General features: G+C 67.4%; 16 protein-coding genes. 12 read left to right on the top strand and 4 right to left on the bottom strand.

Annotated features, from left to right (window positions below):
* The first annotated feature begins 179 nt into the window (after positions 1-179).
* On the top strand, positions 180-575 hold the full coding sequence (locus BJEO58_RS12565; protein WP_101589847.1) for a response regulator transcription factor: 396 nt from the start codon (positions 180-182) through the stop codon (positions 573-575).
* A 6-nt stretch (positions 576-581) separates the two neighbouring features.
* Here the strand turns inward: BJEO58_RS12565 and BJEO58_RS12560 are convergent, their stop codons facing one another.
* Together BJEO58_RS12560 and BJEO58_RS12555 are read right to left on the bottom strand one after the other, a co-directional pair.
* On the bottom strand, positions 582-2,450 hold the full coding sequence (locus tag BJEO58_RS12560; protein ID WP_101589820.1) for an XrtP-associated glycosyltransferase: 1,869 nt from the start codon (positions 2,448-2,450) through the stop codon (positions 582-584).
* Complete coding sequence (locus tag BJEO58_RS12555) at positions 2,447-4,285, bottom strand: sensor histidine kinase (RefSeq protein ID WP_144573871.1); 1,839 nt, start codon at positions 4,283-4,285, stop codon at positions 2,447-2,449. The genes BJEO58_RS12560 and BJEO58_RS12555 overlap by 4 nt, the downstream gene beginning before the upstream one ends.
* Here BJEO58_RS12555 and BJEO58_RS12550 point away from each other — a divergent pair.
* Positions 4,272-5,003, top strand: coding sequence for a glucosamine-6-phosphate deaminase (locus BJEO58_RS12550; protein ID WP_101589818.1), 732 nt, complete (start codon positions 4,272-4,274; stop codon positions 5,001-5,003). The genes BJEO58_RS12555 and BJEO58_RS12550 overlap by 14 nt on opposite strands.
* A 17-nt stretch (positions 5,004-5,020) precedes the next feature.
* Here the strand turns inward: BJEO58_RS12550 and BJEO58_RS12545 are convergent, their stop codons facing one another.
* Complete coding sequence (locus BJEO58_RS12545) at positions 5,021-5,458, bottom strand: hypothetical protein (protein ID WP_144573870.1); 438 nt, start codon at positions 5,456-5,458, stop codon at positions 5,021-5,023.
* Positions 5,459-5,527: 69 nt separating this feature from the next.
* Between BJEO58_RS12545 and BJEO58_RS12540 the strand changes: the two genes are divergently transcribed.
* The 4 genes from BJEO58_RS12540 (at position 5,528) to BJEO58_RS12525 (ending at position 11,061) form a co-directional block, all read left to right on the top strand.
* A complete protein-coding gene (locus BJEO58_RS12540) occupies positions 5,528-7,078 on the top strand; it encodes an ABC transporter substrate-binding protein (RefSeq protein WP_246076047.1) in 1,551 nt (516 codons plus the stop codon).
* 88 nt (positions 7,079-7,166) lie between these two features.
* Entirely contained in the window at positions 7,167-8,261 is a 1,095-nt protein-coding gene (locus BJEO58_RS12535) for an ABC transporter permease (protein WP_101589815.1), read from the top strand.
* Entirely contained in the window at positions 8,261-9,226 is a 966-nt protein-coding gene (locus BJEO58_RS12530) for an ABC transporter permease (protein ID WP_101589814.1), read from the top strand. Before BJEO58_RS12535 ends, BJEO58_RS12530 begins: the two co-directional genes overlap by 1 nt.
* Positions 9,223-11,061: a dipeptide ABC transporter ATP-binding protein gene (locus BJEO58_RS12525; RefSeq protein ID WP_101589813.1), complete on the top strand. Its 1,839-nt coding sequence runs from the start codon at positions 9,223-9,225 to the stop codon at positions 11,059-11,061. Before BJEO58_RS12530 ends, BJEO58_RS12525 begins: the two co-directional genes overlap by 4 nt.
* 214 nt (positions 11,062-11,275) lie before the next feature.
* On the opposite strand, the gene BJEO58_RS12520 is transcribed toward BJEO58_RS12525, so the two are convergent.
* Positions 11,276-12,142, bottom strand: coding sequence for a YwaF family protein (locus BJEO58_RS12520; protein ID WP_101589812.1), 867 nt, complete (start codon positions 12,140-12,142; stop codon positions 11,276-11,278).
* A gap of 139 nt (positions 12,143-12,281) precedes the next feature.
* Here BJEO58_RS12520 and BJEO58_RS12515 point away from each other — a divergent pair, with 139 nt between their 5' ends.
* The 6 genes from BJEO58_RS12515 to BJEO58_RS12490 all read left to right on the top strand — a co-directional run bounded on the left by BJEO58_RS12515 (position 12,282) and on the right by BJEO58_RS12490 (position 18,965).
* A complete protein-coding gene (locus BJEO58_RS12515; protein ID WP_101589811.1) occupies positions 12,282-13,295 on the top strand; it encodes an alpha/beta hydrolase in 1,014 nt (337 codons plus the stop codon).
* Positions 13,292-14,815 (top strand): VOC family protein, encoded by a 1,524-nt coding sequence (locus BJEO58_RS12510; protein ID WP_101589810.1) that lies wholly within the window; start codon positions 13,292-13,294, stop codon positions 14,813-14,815. Before BJEO58_RS12515 ends, BJEO58_RS12510 begins: the two co-directional genes overlap by 4 nt.
* The gene (locus BJEO58_RS12505) at positions 14,812-15,477 is read left to right on the top strand and encodes a DUF6320 domain-containing protein (protein WP_101589809.1); all 666 of its coding nucleotides are present in this window, start codon (positions 14,812-14,814) and stop codon (positions 15,475-15,477) included. The genes BJEO58_RS12510 and BJEO58_RS12505 overlap by 4 nt, the downstream gene beginning before the upstream one ends.
* 69 nt (positions 15,478-15,546) lie before the next feature.
* Positions 15,547-16,650: a hypothetical protein gene (locus BJEO58_RS12500; RefSeq protein WP_101589808.1), complete on the top strand. Its 1,104-nt coding sequence runs from the start codon at positions 15,547-15,549 to the stop codon at positions 16,648-16,650.
* 27 nt (positions 16,651-16,677) lie between these two features.
* The gene (locus tag BJEO58_RS12495) at positions 16,678-17,610 is read left to right on the top strand and encodes an NADP-dependent oxidoreductase (RefSeq protein ID WP_101589807.1); all 933 of its coding nucleotides are present in this window, start codon (positions 16,678-16,680) and stop codon (positions 17,608-17,610) included.
* A 98-nt stretch (positions 17,611-17,708) separates the two neighbouring features.
* On the top strand, positions 17,709-18,965 hold the full coding sequence (locus BJEO58_RS12490) for a YibE/F family protein (RefSeq protein ID WP_101589806.1): 1,257 nt from the start codon (positions 17,709-17,711) through the stop codon (positions 18,963-18,965).
* The last annotated feature ends 34 nt before the right edge of the window (positions 18,966-18,999 follow it).

Here is an 18,999-nt window from a genome sequence, read left to right as displayed (position 1 = left end):
CTCACTGCATGCCTGTGAAGCCGTTCGGTCGCGTCATGAATGCCCTTCGGCGTGAAGGACACGACGGGTAGCGTCAGTGGTGGAAGCATGATCCGAGTGCCGCGTAGTGTGGGTTTCGAACTATTCATGAGGCGTGGTGGAGACGACGCGGGGTGTGGAGCCAGGGGGAGGCGCTGGTGGTGAAACCATCGGGTAGTGCGCTGATCATCGAGGACGACGACGACATCCGTCGGCTGCTGGAAGTCGTGCTGCAGCAGAGCGGATTCACCGTTGAGTCAGCGACGACCGGGGCTGAAGGGCTCGAGCGGGCCGACACGATGACGGCGAGGGTGATAACCGTTGATGTGGGTCTGCCGGATGTCGACGGCTACGAAGTCGTCCGACGACTGCGGGGCTCCTTCGACGGCCACATCGTGATGATCAGTGCTCGCTCGACCGACGCTGATCGCGCCGCCGGACTGACGGCCGGCGCTGATGCGTATTTGACCAAGCCATTCCGTCCCAGAGCCCTGCGGGCGGCCCTGCAGGAGGTGCTCGCGTCGCCTGCAGGGCCGGATGCGAATCCTGAGGACTGACGTGAGTCAGTGTCGGCCGGTGGGCAGATCGTCGGAGAATCGTCTGCGGATCTCCGCGATGGTCTCGCCGCCGATCGAGCTCACGGGGTCGAGTGCGCGCCTGCCGGCGTCGAAATCACCTTCGTCGATCAGCTCCGCGAAAGCCTCTGCGGCGGCCGGGAGGCGGTGAGCGCCGATCATGGTCGAGGAGACGCGAATGCTGCCGACGGCATCGCGAGCCCGCAGCGAGTCCTCGGCCGCTACTGCGGCTGCGAGGTTGTCCAGACGTGTGGGCCACATGAGGGCGTAGGCCGAGACCACTTCGAGGGCGTACTCGTCGTGCCCTTCCAGCTCGGCGGCGAGTTCGGCCAGTTCGCGGACGTCGAGCAGCGGCAGGTGTTCCAGGGTCGGGACGGGCAGGCGCGCGGGCTGGAGGTCGTCGGCGTTCCGTCGCGTCTTCGCCCAGCCGGTTCGTCCGGTGACCATCCGAAGGATCGCCCGTGGGTAGTACAGGTAGGTGAAGTAGACGTATACCAAGTAGCCCAGTCCGAGCCCGACGGCGGACAGGAATCCGATCCGGCGCTCCGGACCCCAGCGGCGGTAGAGTGGGCCCCATAGGGCGTAGGGGAGCACCAGGAACACGAGGCCTGCGAGGGCTACGAGGGTCGTCGCCGTGTCGGTGAGGAAGCCTGGAGATCCGTCGAGGACTGCCAGCGCGAGAAGTGTCGGGATCAGCACGAGGTTCAGCATCATGATCCACGGCTGCGCCATGAAGTAGTGGATCTCCAGGAATCCGGTCGGTGACAGGGTGCCGCTGCGCCTCAGCGTCGGGAGGTTCGAGGCGCACTCCATGATGCCCTGCGCCCACCGGGTGCGCTGCGTGAGCAGTCGACGGAAGTACGGCAGCGCCTCTTGGGACACGTGGGCCTGGCGGAGGTAGTGGTTTCGGTAGCCGAGGCTGAGGATGTTGAGGCCGAGTTCATAGTCCTCGCTGAGCTTTCTGCCCCACGGTTGGCCGTAGTGCTCAGCCAGCGCGTCGAGGACGGTCAGCCGGGTGAACTGGCCGTTGCCTCCCATGCCGACCGTGCCGGTCTGCACCCGCAGCAGCTGCATCGCCGAATTCGAGGTTCGGAACTCGATGTCCTGCATGCGGATGAGATAGCGGCCCAGGGCGTTGCGCCACCACCCGTGCTGCGGCCGTGGCTTGCGGTCCCCCCGGTTCTTCATCCACACCTCGAGCTGCGCGGCTCCGATCTCTTCATCGCCGAATCCGTCGCGTCCGGCAAGCAGCTCCAACGCATTGTCGGACAAGAACCCGTCTGCGTCGAGGACTCCTATGATGGCTCGCTCGCGAACTGCCGAGTCCTGATCGATGTAGGCGGCTACCTGCTCGTATGCGGTATTGAGCGCGTCTCCCTTGCCGGTGCGCGCTGCAGGGCGGACCCGAGAGATCAGGTGGACGCGGACGTCGAAGTCCATGAGGCCCCGGACGATCTGCGCCGTGTTGTCCTCGCTGTCGTCGTCTATCACCCACACGTGGACATTCGGGAACGACGTGCGGGCTGCCGACACCGTCGCTGCGATGACGCTCTCCTCATCGCGGCACGGCACGAGGAGGTGCCATTCGAACTCACTCGGATCGCCTCCTTCCACGGCTGCTCGTCGGCCATAGGCGATCAGGAGAAGGGAGATGTAGGTCAAGGACGCCGTCGCGGCGACAGTGACTGTCAGAAGTGCGATATCGCGCCAGAGCGCCTGGCTGAAGGTGCCGAACGATCCCGAGAAGCAGAAGACGAAGGCGGCGATCGAGCCGTAGATGATCGACAGGATCAAGGACAGCGGCGTCACGGCCCGATTGCTCGCCTGCCGGGGCGAGCGGCGACGCGGTTCGGTCATTCGAGGGCTCCTGCGGTGGGACGAGGCAGACTTACCCGGAACGTGGTGCCTTCGCCGAGGGTGGAGTCGACTGAGATCGTGCCGCCGTGCGCGTCGATGATGCTCTTGGCGACCGCCAGCCCCAGGCCGAGTCCCGAGGTGCGGGTTCCCCGGGCGGTGGAACGGAAGAACGGTGTGAAGATCCGGGCTACGTCATCGGCAGTCAGACCCCGGCCATTGTCACTGACGCAGAACTCCACGGTGGTGTCCGTCTCGTGAGTCCTGACGTCCACCCGCCCGCCGGGCTGAGTGTACTTCACAGCGTTGGCCAACAGATTGTCGAGCACCTGGCCGATCCGAGAGTGATCCGCGAGCACCGGGCTCGTTGGACCAGTGCGGTCGACGACGGTGATCTGCTGTGCCGATGCCTGCGGTCCGATGGAGCGGACTGCAACGGACGCCAAGTCTGACAGTCGTACCTGCCGGCGATGCAGAACAAGTCTTCCCGCACGGGCCTGCTGCTCGACGAGGAGGTCTTCGACGAGGATGAGCATCTGTTCGGCATTGCGCTCGACGACGGCCAGATAGTCGGCGAGCGGCTCTTCGGCCTCCCCGTCGATCGGGCCCACCTCCTCGATCGCCAGATCGATGTAACCCATGATCGAGGTCAAGGGCGTACGCAGTTCGTGGGAGACCGTGGCGATGAACTCGTCGCGGGCTCTGACCATGGCTCGCAGGTCGGTGACGTCATAGAAGACGACCACTGAACCCTCTGGGATTCCTCTGTCGTCGTGCACCTTTCGGGCGCTGACCGACAGAGCACGTTGTTCGGGGCCCGGCGGCCCCACCATGATGATCTGATCGTCGAAGCTCTCGCCATGCACGGCTCTGTACGCCGGTCGCAGGGCGGTCGGCAGCGGAGTCGAGCCATCCTCTGCGAAAACGAGGTGTCCTGCCTCCGTGCGATCGGTGTTCGTCGGGGGAGACACCAATTCGTGGATCACCCGTTGCGCTCGATTCCACATCAGATCATTGCCGTCGGTGTCCATGACGAGGACCCCGACGTTCAGGCTGTCTCCCACCGCGGTCAGCAGGCGCGCCGACCGCCGAGCCTCATCGCGTGCGGTCACGTGACGAGCGGACTCCTGCTCGACGCGCTCCTTGCTCGCAGCAAGGCGTTGGTACAGGTCCACGACCACCTGTGAAACGACGACCACGACAAGGGGCAGTACCAGGTTCCGCAGCATCGTCAGCGGGTCCAGTGGGTTCTCGGCCAAGAGGACCGACGGAACGGTGATTGCTCCGATTGTCCCCAGAGCGGCGAGCAGCATTCCGACCCGGTGCAGTTCGATCACCAGCCACAGTGCCGGAAAGAACGCCACGAAGGAGAGCGTGGCACCCTCCGGAAGTGTGGAGGCCCGAGTGAAACCGAGTGCCATCAGATCAAGCAGCGGCAAGCAGCACTGTGCCCACCGCAGCCGTGGTCCACGTACCGCGCCGTAGGCTCCCGCACTGGCGAGCAGGAGTGATCCAGTGCCGATCCAGAAGAATTCCACCTGCAGAACGTGAGGGCGGAACATCGCGAAGATGACCGATGCGGGCGCCAGTATCAGGAAGAACAGTTGTTGCTGAGCGCGCAGTCGAGTCTCAGGCGAAGTGGACAGATAAGCGCGATGCCACAGCCTGCCCATCATCGCCTCATGCCCTCCTCGTATCGTCGCGGTGTCTCCGCCCCGTTTCCGCTTGTTCGTGCCCCTGACAAGTATGATCCATTCTCGGCTCAGCGCTGCGACATGAACCTCCTGACCGGAGCTCTCTTCTCCGGTGTGTACGCTTTCACGCATGAGGATCACCACCGGCGAAGACCCCGCGTTCCTGATCGCACAGGCAGCGGACGCGATCGAACAGTTGGTGCGCGACACCCCGGACGCAGTCCTGGGGATCGCCACAGGGTCCTCGCCGGAGCCCCTGTACGCGGAGATCACCGCGCGTGTGGCCAACGGGCTCGACCTCAGCCGCCTGCGGATCACCTGCCTCGACGAGTACGTGGGTCTGGCACCCAGCCATCCGCAGAGCTACCGCCGCTACATCACCGAGCACGTGCTGGAGCCCTGGGGCATCGATGCGGACACCGCGGTTCTGCCCACTGGCGACGCTGACGACCCGGACGCCGCCGCAGCGGATTTCGAGCAGCGCATCCTCGCCGTGGGCGGTGTGGACCTGCAGATCCTGGGCGTGGGTCCCAACGGCCACATCGCCTTCAACGAACCGGGCTCGTCCTTCGCATCGCGCACGCGGGTCGTCGACCTGACGCCGAGCACCCGCGAGGCGAACTCCCGCTTCTTCGACAGCGAGGCGGAGGTGCCGACCCGCGCGATCTCGCAGGGCATCGGCACGATCCTCGAATCCCGGCATGCGCTGCTCCTGGCGTTCGGCGAGGGCAAGGCCCCTGCCGTCCGCGCGATGATCGAGGGGTCTGCCACCGAGGAGGTCCCGGCGAGTGCCCTGCAGGACCACGCGGAAGTCGACGTCTACCTCGACGACGCGGCAGCCTCACTGCTCGGACGGCACTGAACCTCCCGACTCCGGCCTCAGGGCCGGGTGACGCGTGCGTGAAGGTCGTCGAGCGCGTGCTCCAGTGACGCAGTGCCGTGTTCGTCGAAGAACGACCGGCGCAGCTGCTCGTTGAGTCCGCCCGGAGTCTCATGGTCGCCGACGACCTGGGCGATCGGGGTGTCCGTGTCCGCGATCGCGGGGGAGAGGCCCGCGAAGAGGCCGCGCAGGAACCGCTCCGCATCGTCTCGCGGCACTCCCTGTGACTCCGCCCACGAGCAGACCACCGCGAGGTAGTGGAGGTGGCTTGACACCGCACCCGTCACGGACGAGAACACGGAGAGGGCTGCTTCGTCCGCCACCGGCAGTGTCCCGCCGAGCACATCGAAGATCTCCGCCGCCGCCGGATGCGCGGGGGTGACGACCGTGGCGACGGCCCGGTTGCGGACCGGCGGCATCGGGATGGCACGGATCACCGGGACATCGGCGCCCGCGGCGGCCCGGACCTTCGCGCGGGTGACGCCCGCCAGAGCACTGATGAGGACGTGGGAGTCGCGGAAGGCGAGGGCGGCAGCACCGTCACCGTCGGCACCACCGACAAGGTGACGGTCATCGACCCGGCCGGCTCCTACGACAACGGCTCGTTCTTCGTGATGCAGCAGGTCTTCCCGTTCCTCCTGTCCTACACCCCGGGCACGGCGGACACGGAGCCCGATATCGCGGAGTCCGCTGACTTCACCGATCCCAGCACGTACGAAGTGACGCTCAAGGAGGGCCTGACCTTCGCCAACGGCAATGAGCTCACGGCCTCCGACGTGAAGTTCAGCTTCGAGCGCCAGCTGGAGATCCAGGACCCGAACGGTCCCTCCTCGCTGCTCGGCACGGTCGAGTCCATCGAGACGCCGGACGACCTCACGGTCCAGTTCACGCTCAACCGCGAGAACGATCAGACGTTCCCGCTGGTGCTCGCCGGTCCTGCCGGCCCGATCGTCGACGAAGACGTCTTCGCCGCGGACGAGATCACCCCGGACCAGGAGATCGTCGACGGAGAGGCCTTCGCCGGCCCGTTCACGATCGATTCCTACTCGTTCAACGAGCTCATCTCCTACAAGGCCAACCCGGACTACCAGGGCCCGCTGGGCGAAGCGAAGTCCGACACCGTGCAGATGCGGTACTTCGCTGATGCGAACAACATGAAGCTCGGCCTGGAGCAGGGTGACCTCGACGTCGCCTGGCGCTCGCTGTCCGCAACGGACGTCGAGGACCTCGAGGGCAACGACGAGCTCACGGTCCACCAGGGACCCGGCGGCGAGATCCGCTACATCGTCTTCAACTTCGACACCATGCCCCACGGCGCGGAGTCGGATGACCCGGACGAGGACAAGGCGCTGGCGATCCGCCAGGCGATGGCCGACTCGATCGACCGCGAGACGATCGCGGAGCAGGTCTACAAGGGCACGTACACCCCGCTGTACTCCTACGTCCCCGAAGGCCTGCCGGGCGCCAACGAATCGCTCAAGGACCTCTACGGCGACGGCAGCGGCGCAGCGGACGCGGACGAGGCGGCGCAGCGCCTCGAGGACGCAGGCGTGGAGACACCGGTCGACGTCAGTCTCCAGTACAACCCCGACCACTACGGGCCCTCCTCCGGTGACGAGTACGCGATGGTGAAGAGCCAGCTCGAGTCGACGGACCTCTTCAACGTCGACCTGCAGTCCACGGAGTGGGTCCAGTACGCGGAGGACCGCACGGAGGACCTCTACCCGGCCTACCAGCTGGGTTGGTTCCCGGACTACTCGGACGCGGACAACTACATGGTGCCGTTCTTCTACGACACGGACGAGAGCCCGTCGTTCCTCGCGAACCACTTCCGCGATGAGGACATCAACACGAAGCTGATGGAGCAGGGTTCCATCACGGACGAGGACGAGCGCGCGGAGGCGATCTCCGACATCCAGAACGACCTCGCCGAACAGCTGCCGACCCTGCCGTTCCTGCAGGGTTCGCAGATCGCAGTGTCCGGCAACGACGTGACAGGTGTCGACGAGACGCTCGACCCGTCGTTCCAGTTCCGCCTCGCCCTGCTGGGCAAGTGAGAGCGGATCACGGTTCCCTGAACTGACAGCCGATGGGGTGGGTGCGGCTGCACCCGCCCCATCGGCGCGACTGAATGGCTTCGTACCCATGGCTGCAAGCGCTGAGAACCCTGTTCTCGCGGAGGACCCGGCCAAGCCGCTGAAGAAGCAGCGACCGTCAGGGTCCGGACTGGGGCGCTACGTCCTCATCCGGTTCCTCCTCATCATCCCCACCGTCTGGATCCTCACCACACTGGTGTTCTTCCTCATGCGGATCACCGGCGACCCGATCACCGCGGCATTGGGCGGAAGGCTCACCAAGGCCCAGCTGCAGGAGAGGATCGAGGCCGCCGGCTACGATCGGCCGCTCATCGTCCAGTACTTCGAGTACATGGGCGATCTGCTGCGCGGCGACTTCGGCACGACGGTGTCGGACAACCGACCCGTGACGGATCTCTTCCTCCAGTACGGTGCGGCGACCGCCGAACTGGTGTTCTTCGCCCTCATCGTCGCCTTCGCCGTCGGCATCCCCCTGGGCATGCTCGCGGCCTACCACCGCGACCGGTGGCCGGACGCGGCCCTGCGCGTGTTCGCGATCCTCTGCTACGCGACCCCGGTGTTCTTTGCGGGTCTGCTGCTGAAGTTGACGTTCGGGGTGCTCATCCCGCTGTTCCCGGCATCGGGCCGTGCCTCCAGCAGCACCGAACTGCTCATGTCCGGCGTCGTCGGCCCCACCCGCATCTACTTCATCGACGCCATCCGGATCGGCGACTTCGACGCTCTGGGCGACATCGCGTCCCACGCGGTGCTGCCGGCGATCGCGCTGGGTCTGCTGACCGCCGGCGTGTTCCTCCGTCTGGTGCGCACGAACCTCATCGGCACGCTCGGGCAGCAGTACGTCGAGTCCGGCCGGTCGCGCGGCGTGAGCGAGTTCCGACTCGTCACGACCCACGCGTGGCGTCCTGCGCTCATCCCCGTCATCACGGTCATGGGCATGCAGATCGCGATGATGCTCGCCGGTGCGGTGCTGACGGAGACGACCTTCGAGTGGAAGGGCCTGGGCTTCCAACTGGTCCAATACCTCCTCAAGCGCGACTTCGTCGCCGTGCAGGGGATCGTCGTGATGCTCGCCGTCATCGTGGCGCTCACGAACTTCCTCGTCGACGTCATCGCCGCCCTCATCGACCCGCGAGTGAGGTACTGATGGACATTCTCAAGCGCATCCCGTTCCAGCGGCTCCCGATCATCAGCCACCTGCGCCAGGCCGTCGGCCTGCAGCGCGGGATGCTCATCGCAGGTCTCGTCATCTGCGCGCTGGTGCTCATCGCGGCGATCTTCGCGCCGCTCATCGCCCCCTACGGCTACGCCCAGATGTCCTACGAGGAGGGCGGTCGGTTCGGCGCCCAGCAGGCACCGAGCGCCGCCCACATCTGGGGGACGACGGTGGGTGGATACGACGTGTTCTCCCGTGTCATCTGGGGTGCCCAGACCGCGGTGAGCGTCATCATCGTCGCCGTGCTGCTGTCGATCTTCCTCGGTGTGGCCCTGGGCCTGGTCTCCGGATACATCGGCGGGTGGCTGGACCGGATCCTCGTCGTCATCGCGGACGCGGTCTACGCGTTCCCGTCGCTGCTGCTGGCGATCGTCATGGCGATCGTGATCTCCGGCGGCCAGTCGAGTGCGTGGGGCGGCATCCTCGCCGCGGCATTCTCGATCACCGTCGTGTTCATCCCGCAGTACTTCCGCGTGGTGCGCGCGGAGACGGTCCGCCTCAAGGCGGAGCCGTTCGTGGAATCGGCGATCGTGCTGGGTGCGTCCCGCACGCGCGTCATCACGAAGCACGTGTTCCGCAACGCGACCCGCACCCTGCCGCTGATCTTCACGCTGAACTCGTCCGAGGCGATCCTCACTCTCGCCGGACTGGGCTTCCTGGGCTTCGGCATCGAGCCGTCGTCCGCGGCGGAATGGGGCTACGACCTCAACAAGTCGCTGGCCGACGTCACGAGCGGCATCTGGTGGACCAGCGTGTTCCCCGGCATCGCGATCGTCGTCACCGTCCTGGGCATCACGCTCGTGGGTGAGTCGATGAACGACCTCAACGATCCGCGTCTGCGCCTGCGCAGGCGCGCGGGATCGAAGAAGAAGTCTGCAGTGGAGGAGACGGCATGACACAGGACCCCGTCCTCAGCATCGACGGCCTCGACGTCACCGACGCGGGCGACGTCCACGCGGTCAAGGACCTGTCACTCGCGGTCGCGCCCGGGGAGGTGCTCGCGATCGTCGGCGAATCCGGTTCCGGCAAGTCCGTCACTGCACGCAGCGTCCTGGGCCTCATTCCGGAGACGGCGACGACGAACGGCGCGGTCGTGCTCCAGGGCAGGAACGTGCTCGCGGCGTCGAAGACCCAGCTGCGGAAGCTGCGCGGCGCGGATGTCTCCATGGTGTTCCAGGAGCCGTCGACCGCGCTCAATCCGGTCTTCACGGTCGGCTGGCAGATCGCAGAGGGTCTGCGCGCCCACAACCCGAAGCTCAGGAAGAAGGAGATCCGTCAGCGGGTCGTCAGCGCGCTGGAGGACGTCGGCATCCCGAACGTCGCCGACCGCTACGACTACTACCCGCACCAGTTCTCCGGCGGACAGAAGCAGCGCATCGTCATCGCGATGGCGCTGGCTCTGGGTGCCGATGTCATCGTCGCCGACGAGCCGACGACCGCACTCGACGTCACCGTCCAGGCCGAGATCCTCGATCTGCTGCGCGACCTGCGTGACCGGCGCGGCACGGCGATCGTGCTCATCACCCACAACATGGGGGTCGTCGCGGACCTCGCTGATCGGGTCGCGGTGATGTTCCGCGGCGAGCTGGTCGAGACCGCACCGGTGAAGGAGCTGTTCGCCTCACCGCAGGAGGAGTACACGCGGGCGCTGCTCGCGGCCGTCCCGCGGCTGGGCGCAGACTCCCGCTCTGGTCCGGGCGGGGCGGGTGCGGCGGCTGCCGCTCGCGCCGGTGCGACCACCGCCGAGGCGGGGGAGACCACTGCTCCCGGGAAGACTTCCGCTGCAGCATCCGGGGCCGCGGCCGTCGGCGAGGTCTATGCGCCCGCCGCGGCCGATGCGCCCGCCGGGGCCGATGGACCTGCCGAGGCCGATGCGCCCGGCGAGGCCGGCAGCACGTTCGGTGAGCCGGTCGTCACGGCTCGCGGGCTGGAGATCGTCTACCCGGGAGGCATCGGCAAGCCGGACTTCACCGCGGTGGCCGGAGTCGACTTCACGGTGCACCAGGGTGAGGTGTTCGGGCTGGTCGGCGAATCGGGCTCCGGCAAGACGACGATCGGTCGTGCGATCGCCGGGCTCACCACCGCCACGGGCGGGTCGCTGAATGTCCTGGGCTACGAGATGGTCGGGATGAAGGAGAAGACGTTCAAGCCGCTGCGCAGGCGGATCGGCTTCGTCTTCCAGGATCCCGCCGCGTCGTTCAACCCGCAGCTGACCGTCGGCCAGTGCATCGAGGAGCCGTTCGCGGTGCACCGTCCGACGATGAGCGATGCGGATCGTCGCGGGGAAGTGCTGTCACTGCTGGATGCTGTCCAGCTGCCCGCCGAGTACGCGAAGCGGTATCCGCACGAGCTGTCCGGCGGTCAGCGTCAGCGTGCGTCGTTGGCGCGCGGCATCGCGCTGGATCCGGAGCTGCTCGTCGCCGATGAGCCGACGTCGGCGCTGGACGTCTCCGTGCAGGCGAAGGTGCTCGAGCTGTTCCGCGAGCTGCAGGATCGTCTGGGCTTCGCCACGGTCTTCATCAGCCACGATCTGGCGGTCGTCGACATGCTGTCGGACCGGATCGGCGTCCTCTACCACGGGGAGCTGTTGGAGAACGGCACCGGAGAACAGGTGCTCACGCGTCCGGACCACGACTACACGCGCAGGCTCATCGCGTCCCTGCCGGTGCCGGATCCGGTCGAGCAGGAGCAGCGCCGCCGGGAGGCCGCGAGACTCCGCGCGGCCGGCTGAGGGCGCGAGGGCAGACACTCCCCGTCGAGCGACCCCCTCCCACCCCCGCGACGGACACCCCTGCGGTCCGAGGGACGGGCGAGTGCGACCGTCCCTCGGACCGTGAGCCCGTCCGTCGGCCCTCGCCCGGCAGGTGCGTCCCGCAGTACGCAGCACCCAGCACGCTGCCGGTCAGCCACACACCCGGCCGGGTGGGAGACGTCCTGCATGCGGTTCACTGCGGGCGCACCGCGCCTGGGGAGTGCGGGGGAGGGACGGAGGACCCCCTCGATCCGAGCGCGGCGTCCACGGGGCGAGGAGGGGAGAGTCTGCGAACAGTCGCCCACCTGTCGACCTCGACGGCATGCTGCAGCGTGTCCGGCAGCAGACCGGCTTCCCGCGCACCTCGCATCGCCCACGGCCACGTCATGAGCGCCCACACGACAGCGACGATGACCAGCTCCCACAGGATGTAGACCGGCCACGGCCCCAGTACGTCGAGCACCGACGGACCCTCCGGTGCGTGGCTCAGATACGCGTAGTTGGCACCCGTGAGCGCATTCGCGCAGATCGCCACCAGCGCCCACGCGATCGCAGCCGCATAGGCGACGCAGTACCCGCGCCAGGTGGGTCGGTACCCCAGTCCCCACACGAAGACGATCGGCACGATGAGCGCGGCGATGTGCAGGAACCAGTAGGCGGCGAACTCCGCGACCGGGTAGTCGAAGTAGTTCAGATCGGGCGTGATGACGGACTGCAGGTTGAGCGTCAGACCCCAGAAGCAGCAGATCGCAATCGCCCACCCGGCTCGCGTCAGCAGTGCGATCGCGGTGAGGAAGCGCATCGCGTCGGAGAACTGGAAGGGCAGCGACTGGTCGATGTTCCACTGGCCGGGCATCATGCCCCACAGGGTCCACACCACCGTCACCGTCAGCATGATCCACCCGGCGGCTCGCAGCAGGCGGTCTTCGTGCACGGTCCCGCGGATGCGTCGAGCCGCGATCACGAGGACCACTGCGAGGACCACCGTCACCCCGAGCACCGCGATGTGCTCCGCTCCGTAGGGCGTCATCCGTCCGATCGGTTCGACTGGGCTGTCCATGAGCGCAGTGTATTCGGGGACACCTCGCCACGCCCGTCGCCAAGCCCGTCGCCAAGTCCCTCGCCACGTGCGTCACCATGTGCATTGCCACGTGCGTCACGACCGCGCTGAACCCACCGCCCGCGCCTAAGCTGTCACCATGGACCAGTCCGATCGCCGCAGGCCGCCCGTGAACCGGTTCGTCAGAGCGGTGCTCGGGCTGTTCGCCGCCCCGCGGGTCAACATGCGCGAGGACTACGAGAAGGTCCGGCGTCTGCAGCGACAGCTGGCCGCACTCTCAGGACCCCGCGTCCCCTACCGCCAGACCACCGTCGACGACGGCGAGCACCCGATCCCGGTCCGCGTGTTCAGCCCGGTCGAACGCAGCCGCGATGACGTCCTCCTCTTCTTCCACGGTGGCGGCTGGGTGACGGGGAACATCGAGAGCTACACGCCGGCGTGCGCGACGATGGCGGAGCTCACCGGCTGCGTCGTCGTCTCCGTCGACTACTGCCTGGCACCGGAGCACCCGTTCCCCGCAGGCCTCGAGGACTGCCTGCACATCGCCCGGCTCCTGTTGGACGAACCGGGCCGCGTGGGTGTCGAGGACCCGGACCGCATCGTGCTCGTGGGTGACTCCGCGGGCGGTAACCTCGCAGCAGTCGTCTCCCAGCAGCTGCACGCGGAGGGCCATTCCACCCCCGGACGCCAGATCCTCCTCTATCCCGTCACCCACTGGGACCACGACCCCCGGACCTCACCGTTCGCCTCCGTGCGCGATCACGGGAAGGACTATCGCCTCACGACCCACGAGGTCCAGGACTACCTCGAGATGTACGTCCCGGACCCGCAGGCGCGCAAGGACCCCCGCGTCGCCCCGCTCATGGCCGATGACTTCTCCGGCCAGCCGGACACGCTCCTCATCACCGCCGAACTCGACCTGCTCTGCGACGAGGGCGAGGCCTACGGCCGTGCGCTCGAGGAAGCGGGCAACACCGTCCGCATCCACCGTGTCGACGGCGCCCTGCACGGCTTCATCACCCTGCCCCGCTTCTCCCGATCGCTCCGCCAGGCCTACGAGGTGATCAACGCGTTCCTCGATGAGGGCGTGCGCGCGAACTCATCCGGCACCCGCGGCACCCGCGGCACCCCCGGTTCAGGCGGCATCCCGTGAACCGCCCCGCCTGGGTGCGGCTGGACAACGCGTCGAACATCTTCCTCGCCGCGCGCAGCGACGCGGACCCCAAGGTGTTCCGCATCAGCGCGGAGATGGACCACGAAGTGGATCCGCTCCTCCTGCAGGCGGCGCTCGACGAGGTCTACGACCGCTATCCGCTCTACCATGCGGTGATGCGCCGGGGAGTCTTCTGGTACTACCTGCAGGACAGCGACCTGCGCCCCGTCGCCACCCAGGAGGACGAACACACCTGCGCGGCCCTCTACCAGGTCGACCGCCGCAGTCTGCTGTTCCGCGTCGTCCACCACGAACGCCGGATATCGCTCGAGGTCTTCCACGCCCTGTCCGACGGCACCGGCGCCCTGTGGTTCCTGACCGACCTCCTGGACTCCTATGTCCGCCTGCGCGATCCTGCGACCGCGCAGCCGCAGGACGCTGATCCCGAGGCCGTCCTCCTCGAGCATCCTGACGCCCCCGACCAGGCCGCGGACCTGCACGCCGACCCCAGCGAGGCCGCCGCAGACGCGCTGGGCCTGACGTCCGACAGCTTCGCCCACTACTTCCGCAGGGGTCGGCGCAGCGACAGGCCGACGGGGGACGGCACCGCGCCTGCGCACGACGAGGCCGGGTCCGGCCCTCCCACGGCCGACGAGACGACCACGACCGACACCCCGACGGAAGGCTCCGCCGCCGAGGCCGCCGCGCCTTCCCGCCCGCGTCGCCGCCCGGTGGCGGTGGGTCGCAGGACTGTCCGTGGCGTGCACCGCGTGCGGGGGACCAGGACACCGGACAACCGGCCGCGGCTGGTCGAGCTGAGCATGCCGGCGACGCAGGTGCTTGCGCTCGCCCGTGCTCAGGGCGTCTCGATGACCATGTACCTCACCGGTCTGTTCTTCGAAGCCGTCCGGCTCTCCGCCGGCGGACTCGGCAGGTCGCAGACGATCGCGGCCTCTGTCCCCGTGAACCTGCGCCAGTTCTTCCCGTCGAACTCGCCGCGGAACTTCTTCGCCACCGTCCGAGTGGAGCACACGTACGGACAGGGGGACGACGACCTCGGCGCCATCTGCCGGAATCTGGAGGAGCAGTTCGGTCCGGAGGCCACTCCGGAGGCCCTCGAGCGCAAGCTGCGCAGGTTCATCCGGTTCGAGCGGATGCCGCTGCTGCGGATCCTGCCCCGGGGCCTCAAGGACGTCATCCTGGGGCTGGTCAACATCGCCAACAACCGGGGGCTGACGGTGGCCGTGTCCAACCTGGGCCGCGTGGCACTGCCGGAGCCCGCCGAATCGCGCGTGCGGCGGATGATGTTCCACGTGACCGCGGTCCGCCCGCAGTTCTGCTCCATGTCGCACGATGGGATGCTCACGGTCAGCTTCACCTCGCCGTTCACGGAGACCGACCACGTGCGGGAGTTCGCACGGATGCTCGCCGCCGGCGGCGTGGACGTGTCCGTCGCTGCCACCCGTGTGACCGAGGACGAGGTCGCCGAGGTCACTGACGGCGCGGAGCTCCGCTCATGAAGCGCTGTGGGGAGTGCGCGGTCGACGTCGAGGGCACGTGGACGGCGTGTCCTCTGTGCCGTGCTCGGCTGGAGGGCGAGGGGTGCGGCGAGCCGTTCCCCGTGATCCCCCTGGACTTCTCCCGCCGGCGGGTGCTGCGGACGCTGTTCCTGAGTTCGCTCGCGGTGGTCGTCCTGTCGTTCGCCGCGCAGCTGCTGTTCAACCGCGACAGCGACGGCATCGGCGTGCTGCGCTCGCTGTGGCTGGGAGTGGCGGCGATGTGGCTGGTCGTGATCATGGCGGTGCGCAAGCGGCGCAACGTCGCGAAGGGCACCGTGTACCTGGTCGTGCTGGTGGGCCTGTCGGTGACGTACTGGGACTACCTCACCGGCTGGCACGGCTGGTCGCTCACGTATGCGGTGCCCAGTCTCTGCGCCTGTTCGATCGTGGCCCTCATCATCACGGTGCGGGTGATGCGCATCGAGGTGGGAGAGCACATCGTCTACACAGGGCTGGCGGTGCTGCTGGGGCTGGCACCCATCGGCTTCCTGGGCTTCGGGTGGGTGGAGGACCCGCTGCCATCGGTCGTCTGCGGCGTGCTGAGCCTGGTGGCGCTGTCATTCCTGCAGTTCGCCCGCGGCACGGAGGTCCGCCACGAACTGGGCAAACGGCTGCACCTGTGAAGCGAAGCCCTCCCAGACTGCACGTGCGTCCCCTGTGCGGAGTCGGATGAACCCCGTACCGTGAGTCGAATGGACCGCGAATTTCATGTCGATATCTTCGCTGACCCCGGACTGCCGATGAAGGCGGTGGAGAAGGTGCTCGCTGCGAGACAGCAGGACGAGACCGAGGCAGACCTCGTCCTGCATCACAAGAACCGTCGGATCCCCCTGCGCGACGACGGCACACTGGACATGGAGACGGTGAGGGAGTGGGCGCGGCGCGATGAGGCGGACTTCATGGTCATCGTCACCGAAATCCCACGCAGCGCTGGCGGGCGGGTCAAGATGGTCGGCCTGCATTTCGCCGAAGGCGCCGCGATCATCTCCCTGCCTGCTCTCGGATGGTCGAACGTGGTGAAGAACCTCCGCGCCGCGATGTTCGATTCGCTCGATGCGCTTGTCGCGGAGGAGGCGCCGGGCAGCGGGGATCGCCGCATTGATTACGGCGTAGTGCACGAGCAGGATTCGGAGACGGGCCGGTCCGTGTACATCGCCTCGCCCTGGTGGCGGCCCGGCCGTCTGCGCCTGGTGCTGGGGATGGTGCGGACCAACGAGCCCCTCGCGGCGGTGACCAAGATGTCGGGTGTCCTGGCAGCGGCCGCGGCGACGGGGGCCTTCGGCATCTTCTACTCATCGATCTGGGAGATGGCCTATGCGCTGTCCCCAGTGCGACTGGGACTCATCACGGTGTCGGTGATCGTGACGATGGTGCTGTGGCTTCTGGTCGGGAACCGACTGTGGGAGCGACCCCGTCAGGTGGGCTCTCCGGCGGAGACGGCGCTGTACAACGCCTCGACGGTGGTGACTCTGCTGGTCACGGTGGGACTGCTCTACGCTGTGCTCTTCGTCGGTATCCTCGTCGGCTCACTCGTCGTCATAGAGACGGGATTCATGGCCACGACGATCGGCGTCGAGGTGTCAGTGTGGAACTACGTCGACATCGCGTGGCTGAGCGCCTCGATGGGTACCGTCGCCGGGGCGCTCGGCTCCAACTTCGATGACACGGACTCGATCAACGAGCTCACGCATGGTCGACGGCAGGCCCAGCGGTTCCGGCAGAGGCAGAAGGCCGCGGAGCAGGCGTCCGTGCGACCGGGAGAGGACGCAGGTCCGGATGGCGGACGGCGGGAATAGAGCCTCGGATCGAGTGTTGTGCGACACATGAAGGCAATCGCATACACAGAGCCCGGTGGTCCCGACGTCCTCGAAGTGATGGAGCTTCCCGATCCGGTGCCGGGCCCCGGCGAGGTGGTCATCCGCGTGCGCGCTGCAGCGGTGAGTCCCACGGACACGATGCGCAGGGTCGGCATGCGCGATGCCGCAGGTGCGCAGCCGCCCTACGTCGTCGGCATGGATGCTGCGGGCATGATCGAAGCGATCGGTCCGGACACGGATACGGATCTGGAGATCGCCGATGCGGTCATGGCGATCGTCGTGCCGAACGGATCCCACGGCGCCTACGCAGAGAAGGTCGCGGTGCCGGTGGAGTCCGTCGCCCGCATCCCCGACGGTGCCTCGCTCATCGAAGCCTCGACTCTCCCGATGAACGGACTCACCGCCCGCCTGGCACTCGACAAGCTCAACCTGCCCGCAGGGTCGACGATCGCAGTTACGGGTGCGGCCGGCGCGTTCGGCGGTTATTCGGTGCAGTTGGCGAAGGCGGACGGCCACACGGTCATCGCAGATGCCTCGGAAGCGGATCAAGAGCTGGTCGCCTCCCTGGGCGCCGACGTCGTCCTGCCCCGCGGAGAAGGATTCGCAGCCGCAGTGCGGGAGAGGTACCCCGACGGCGTCGACGGCATGATCGACGGATCCGTGCAGCTGGATGAGATCGTGCCCGCTGCGAAGGACGGCGCGACGATCGTGACGATCCGTGGCGACAAGGGCGAGCGCGATCGTGGGGTGAAGTTCTGGTCGATCGTCGTGAGCAAGTACGCGAAGAACCCGGAGGCGCTCGACACGCTGCGGCAGCAGGCGGAGGACGGCGTCGTCACCCTGCGCGTGGCAGACGCCCTGCCGATGGATCAGGCGCCGGAGGCTCACCGCCGGCTCGAAGCAGGCGGCGTCCGGGGACGGATCGTCCTGGAATTCTGAAGTCGACTGACCCCTGGAGGACGCCCTCGCAGCGCGAGGGCGTCCTCCAGTTGCGTGCACACTCCACCTGAAGCGGGCTCATAGGGAACACTGGGGGCATGCGCCTGCCAGCTCTTCGCTTCTCCGGATTCTCACGGGAGACCTTCGTCTCCCTGATCGTCGTCGGCTGCGTGCTCGTCTTCGCACTGCCGATCGTGCTGGCACTGTGGCCGTCGCAGCAGCCGGCGGCACTGCCGAACGGGACGACGCTGGACTACTCGCGAGCAGAGCTCAGCGACGTCGAACTGGCTGACTGCGCCGCCGACTGGATCGATGCGGACTCCCACTGCGGTCAGGCGACCGCACACCTGGACGACCGCGCGACCCAGGAGATCGGCATCACCCGTGAAGGCTGGGTCGCAGGTCTGGAGGACGGCGACCGCGTCGTCATCCAGACCGCCACGCCCGTCCAGGGTGAAGTGCTGCATTCCTTCCATTCGGTGGAGCGCGGAACCTCCCTGGCGATCTTCGCGGCCATCACCCTGGCGCTCGTCGCTCTGAGCGTGGGAGGCAAGGGACTGCGGGCCTTCGTGTCCCTGCTGGTCTCCGCACTCTTCATCTGGCTGTTCCTCGTCACAGGTGTGCACGAGGGCGGGAATCCGCTCATCTACTCCGCTCTGACCGCAGTGCTGGTGGTCACCGTCGTCCTGCACTTCACCCACGGATTCGGGGCGAAGACTCTGGCGGCGTGGGCGGGCACGGTCGCCGGTGTAGGTGCGGCGATGCTCGCCGGCTGGATCTTCTCCTCCGTCGCACGGCTCACCGGGATCACGGAGACGACGTCCGCCGCAGTGTTCGTCACCGGGGACATCGACATCTCCGTCCTGGCGCTCGCCGCTCTGCTCATCGCCCTGATCGGCATCCTCAACGACATCACCGTGGCTCAGGCGTCAGTCGTCTTCTCACTCCTGGGATTCCAGGGTGAAGGCGGCCACGACCACGGACACAGCCGCGGAGGCGACGCGACATACGACCCTCACCCGAGTGGTGAGCCGGCGACACGGCGCAGCCTCCGCAAACGCCAGCCCTCACTCATGAAGCGGGCGCTGGATGTGGGGCAGGACCATGCGGCGAGTGCGATCTACACCGTGAGCTTCTCCGTCGTCGGTGCGAGCCTCGCGGCGTTCGTCGCAGCGAAGTCCTACGGGATGCCGGTGTGGGCGCTGCTGCAGTCGGAGACCGTCGCGCACACGATCGTGCAGCTGCTTGCGGGCATCGTGGGCCTCACGGTGACGATGCCGGCGACGACGCTGTTCGCGATCTGGTTCGCGCGTCGGTTGCGGGGATCGGTTCAGGAGCAGACGAAGGCCCCGTAGCGTCCCGGGGAAGGCCTCCGCGCCACACGTGGGT

It is taken from the genome of Brevibacterium jeotgali, from assembly GCF_900169175.1.
GTDB lineage: Bacteria > Actinomycetota > Actinomycetes > Actinomycetales > Brevibacteriaceae > Brevibacterium > Brevibacterium jeotgali.
Note: the sequence above shows the minus strand (reverse complement) of the source record. Positions and strands in the feature narration are given on the sequence as shown.

What these genes read in the sequence shown, in the direction of transcription:
- BJEO58_RS12560 (WP_101589820.1), bottom strand. Translation starts at nt 2,450, where the DNA reads ATGACCGAACCGCGTCGCCGCTCGCCCCGGCAGGCGAGCAATCGGGCC.
- BJEO58_RS12515 (WP_101589811.1), top strand. Translation starts at nt 12,282, where the DNA reads ATGGACCAGTCCGATCGCCGCAGGCCGCCCGTGAACCGGTTCGTCAGA.
- BJEO58_RS12520 (WP_101589812.1), bottom strand. Translation starts at nt 12,142, where the DNA reads ATGGACAGCCCAGTCGAACCGATCGGACGGATGACGCCCTACGGAGCG.
- BJEO58_RS12505 (WP_101589809.1), top strand. Translation starts at nt 14,812, where the DNA reads ATGAAGCGCTGTGGGGAGTGCGCGGTCGACGTCGAGGGCACGTGGACG.
- BJEO58_RS12530 (WP_101589814.1), top strand. Translation starts at nt 8,261, where the DNA reads ATGGACATTCTCAAGCGCATCCCGTTCCAGCGGCTCCCGATCATCAGC.
- BJEO58_RS12550 (WP_101589818.1), top strand. Translation starts at nt 4,272, where the DNA reads ATGAGGATCACCACCGGCGAAGACCCCGCGTTCCTGATCGCACAGGCA.
- BJEO58_RS12490 (WP_101589806.1), top strand. Translation starts at nt 17,709, where the DNA reads ATGCGCCTGCCAGCTCTTCGCTTCTCCGGATTCTCACGGGAGACCTTC.
- BJEO58_RS12535 (WP_101589815.1), top strand. Translation starts at nt 7,167, where the DNA reads ATGGCTGCAAGCGCTGAGAACCCTGTTCTCGCGGAGGACCCGGCCAAG.
- BJEO58_RS12495 (WP_101589807.1), top strand. Translation starts at nt 16,678, where the DNA reads ATGAAGGCAATCGCATACACAGAGCCCGGTGGTCCCGACGTCCTCGAA.
- BJEO58_RS12525 (WP_101589813.1), top strand. Translation starts at nt 9,223, where the DNA reads ATGACACAGGACCCCGTCCTCAGCATCGACGGCCTCGACGTCACCGAC.
- BJEO58_RS12500 (WP_101589808.1), top strand. Translation starts at nt 15,547, where the DNA reads ATGGACCGCGAATTTCATGTCGATATCTTCGCTGACCCCGGACTGCCG.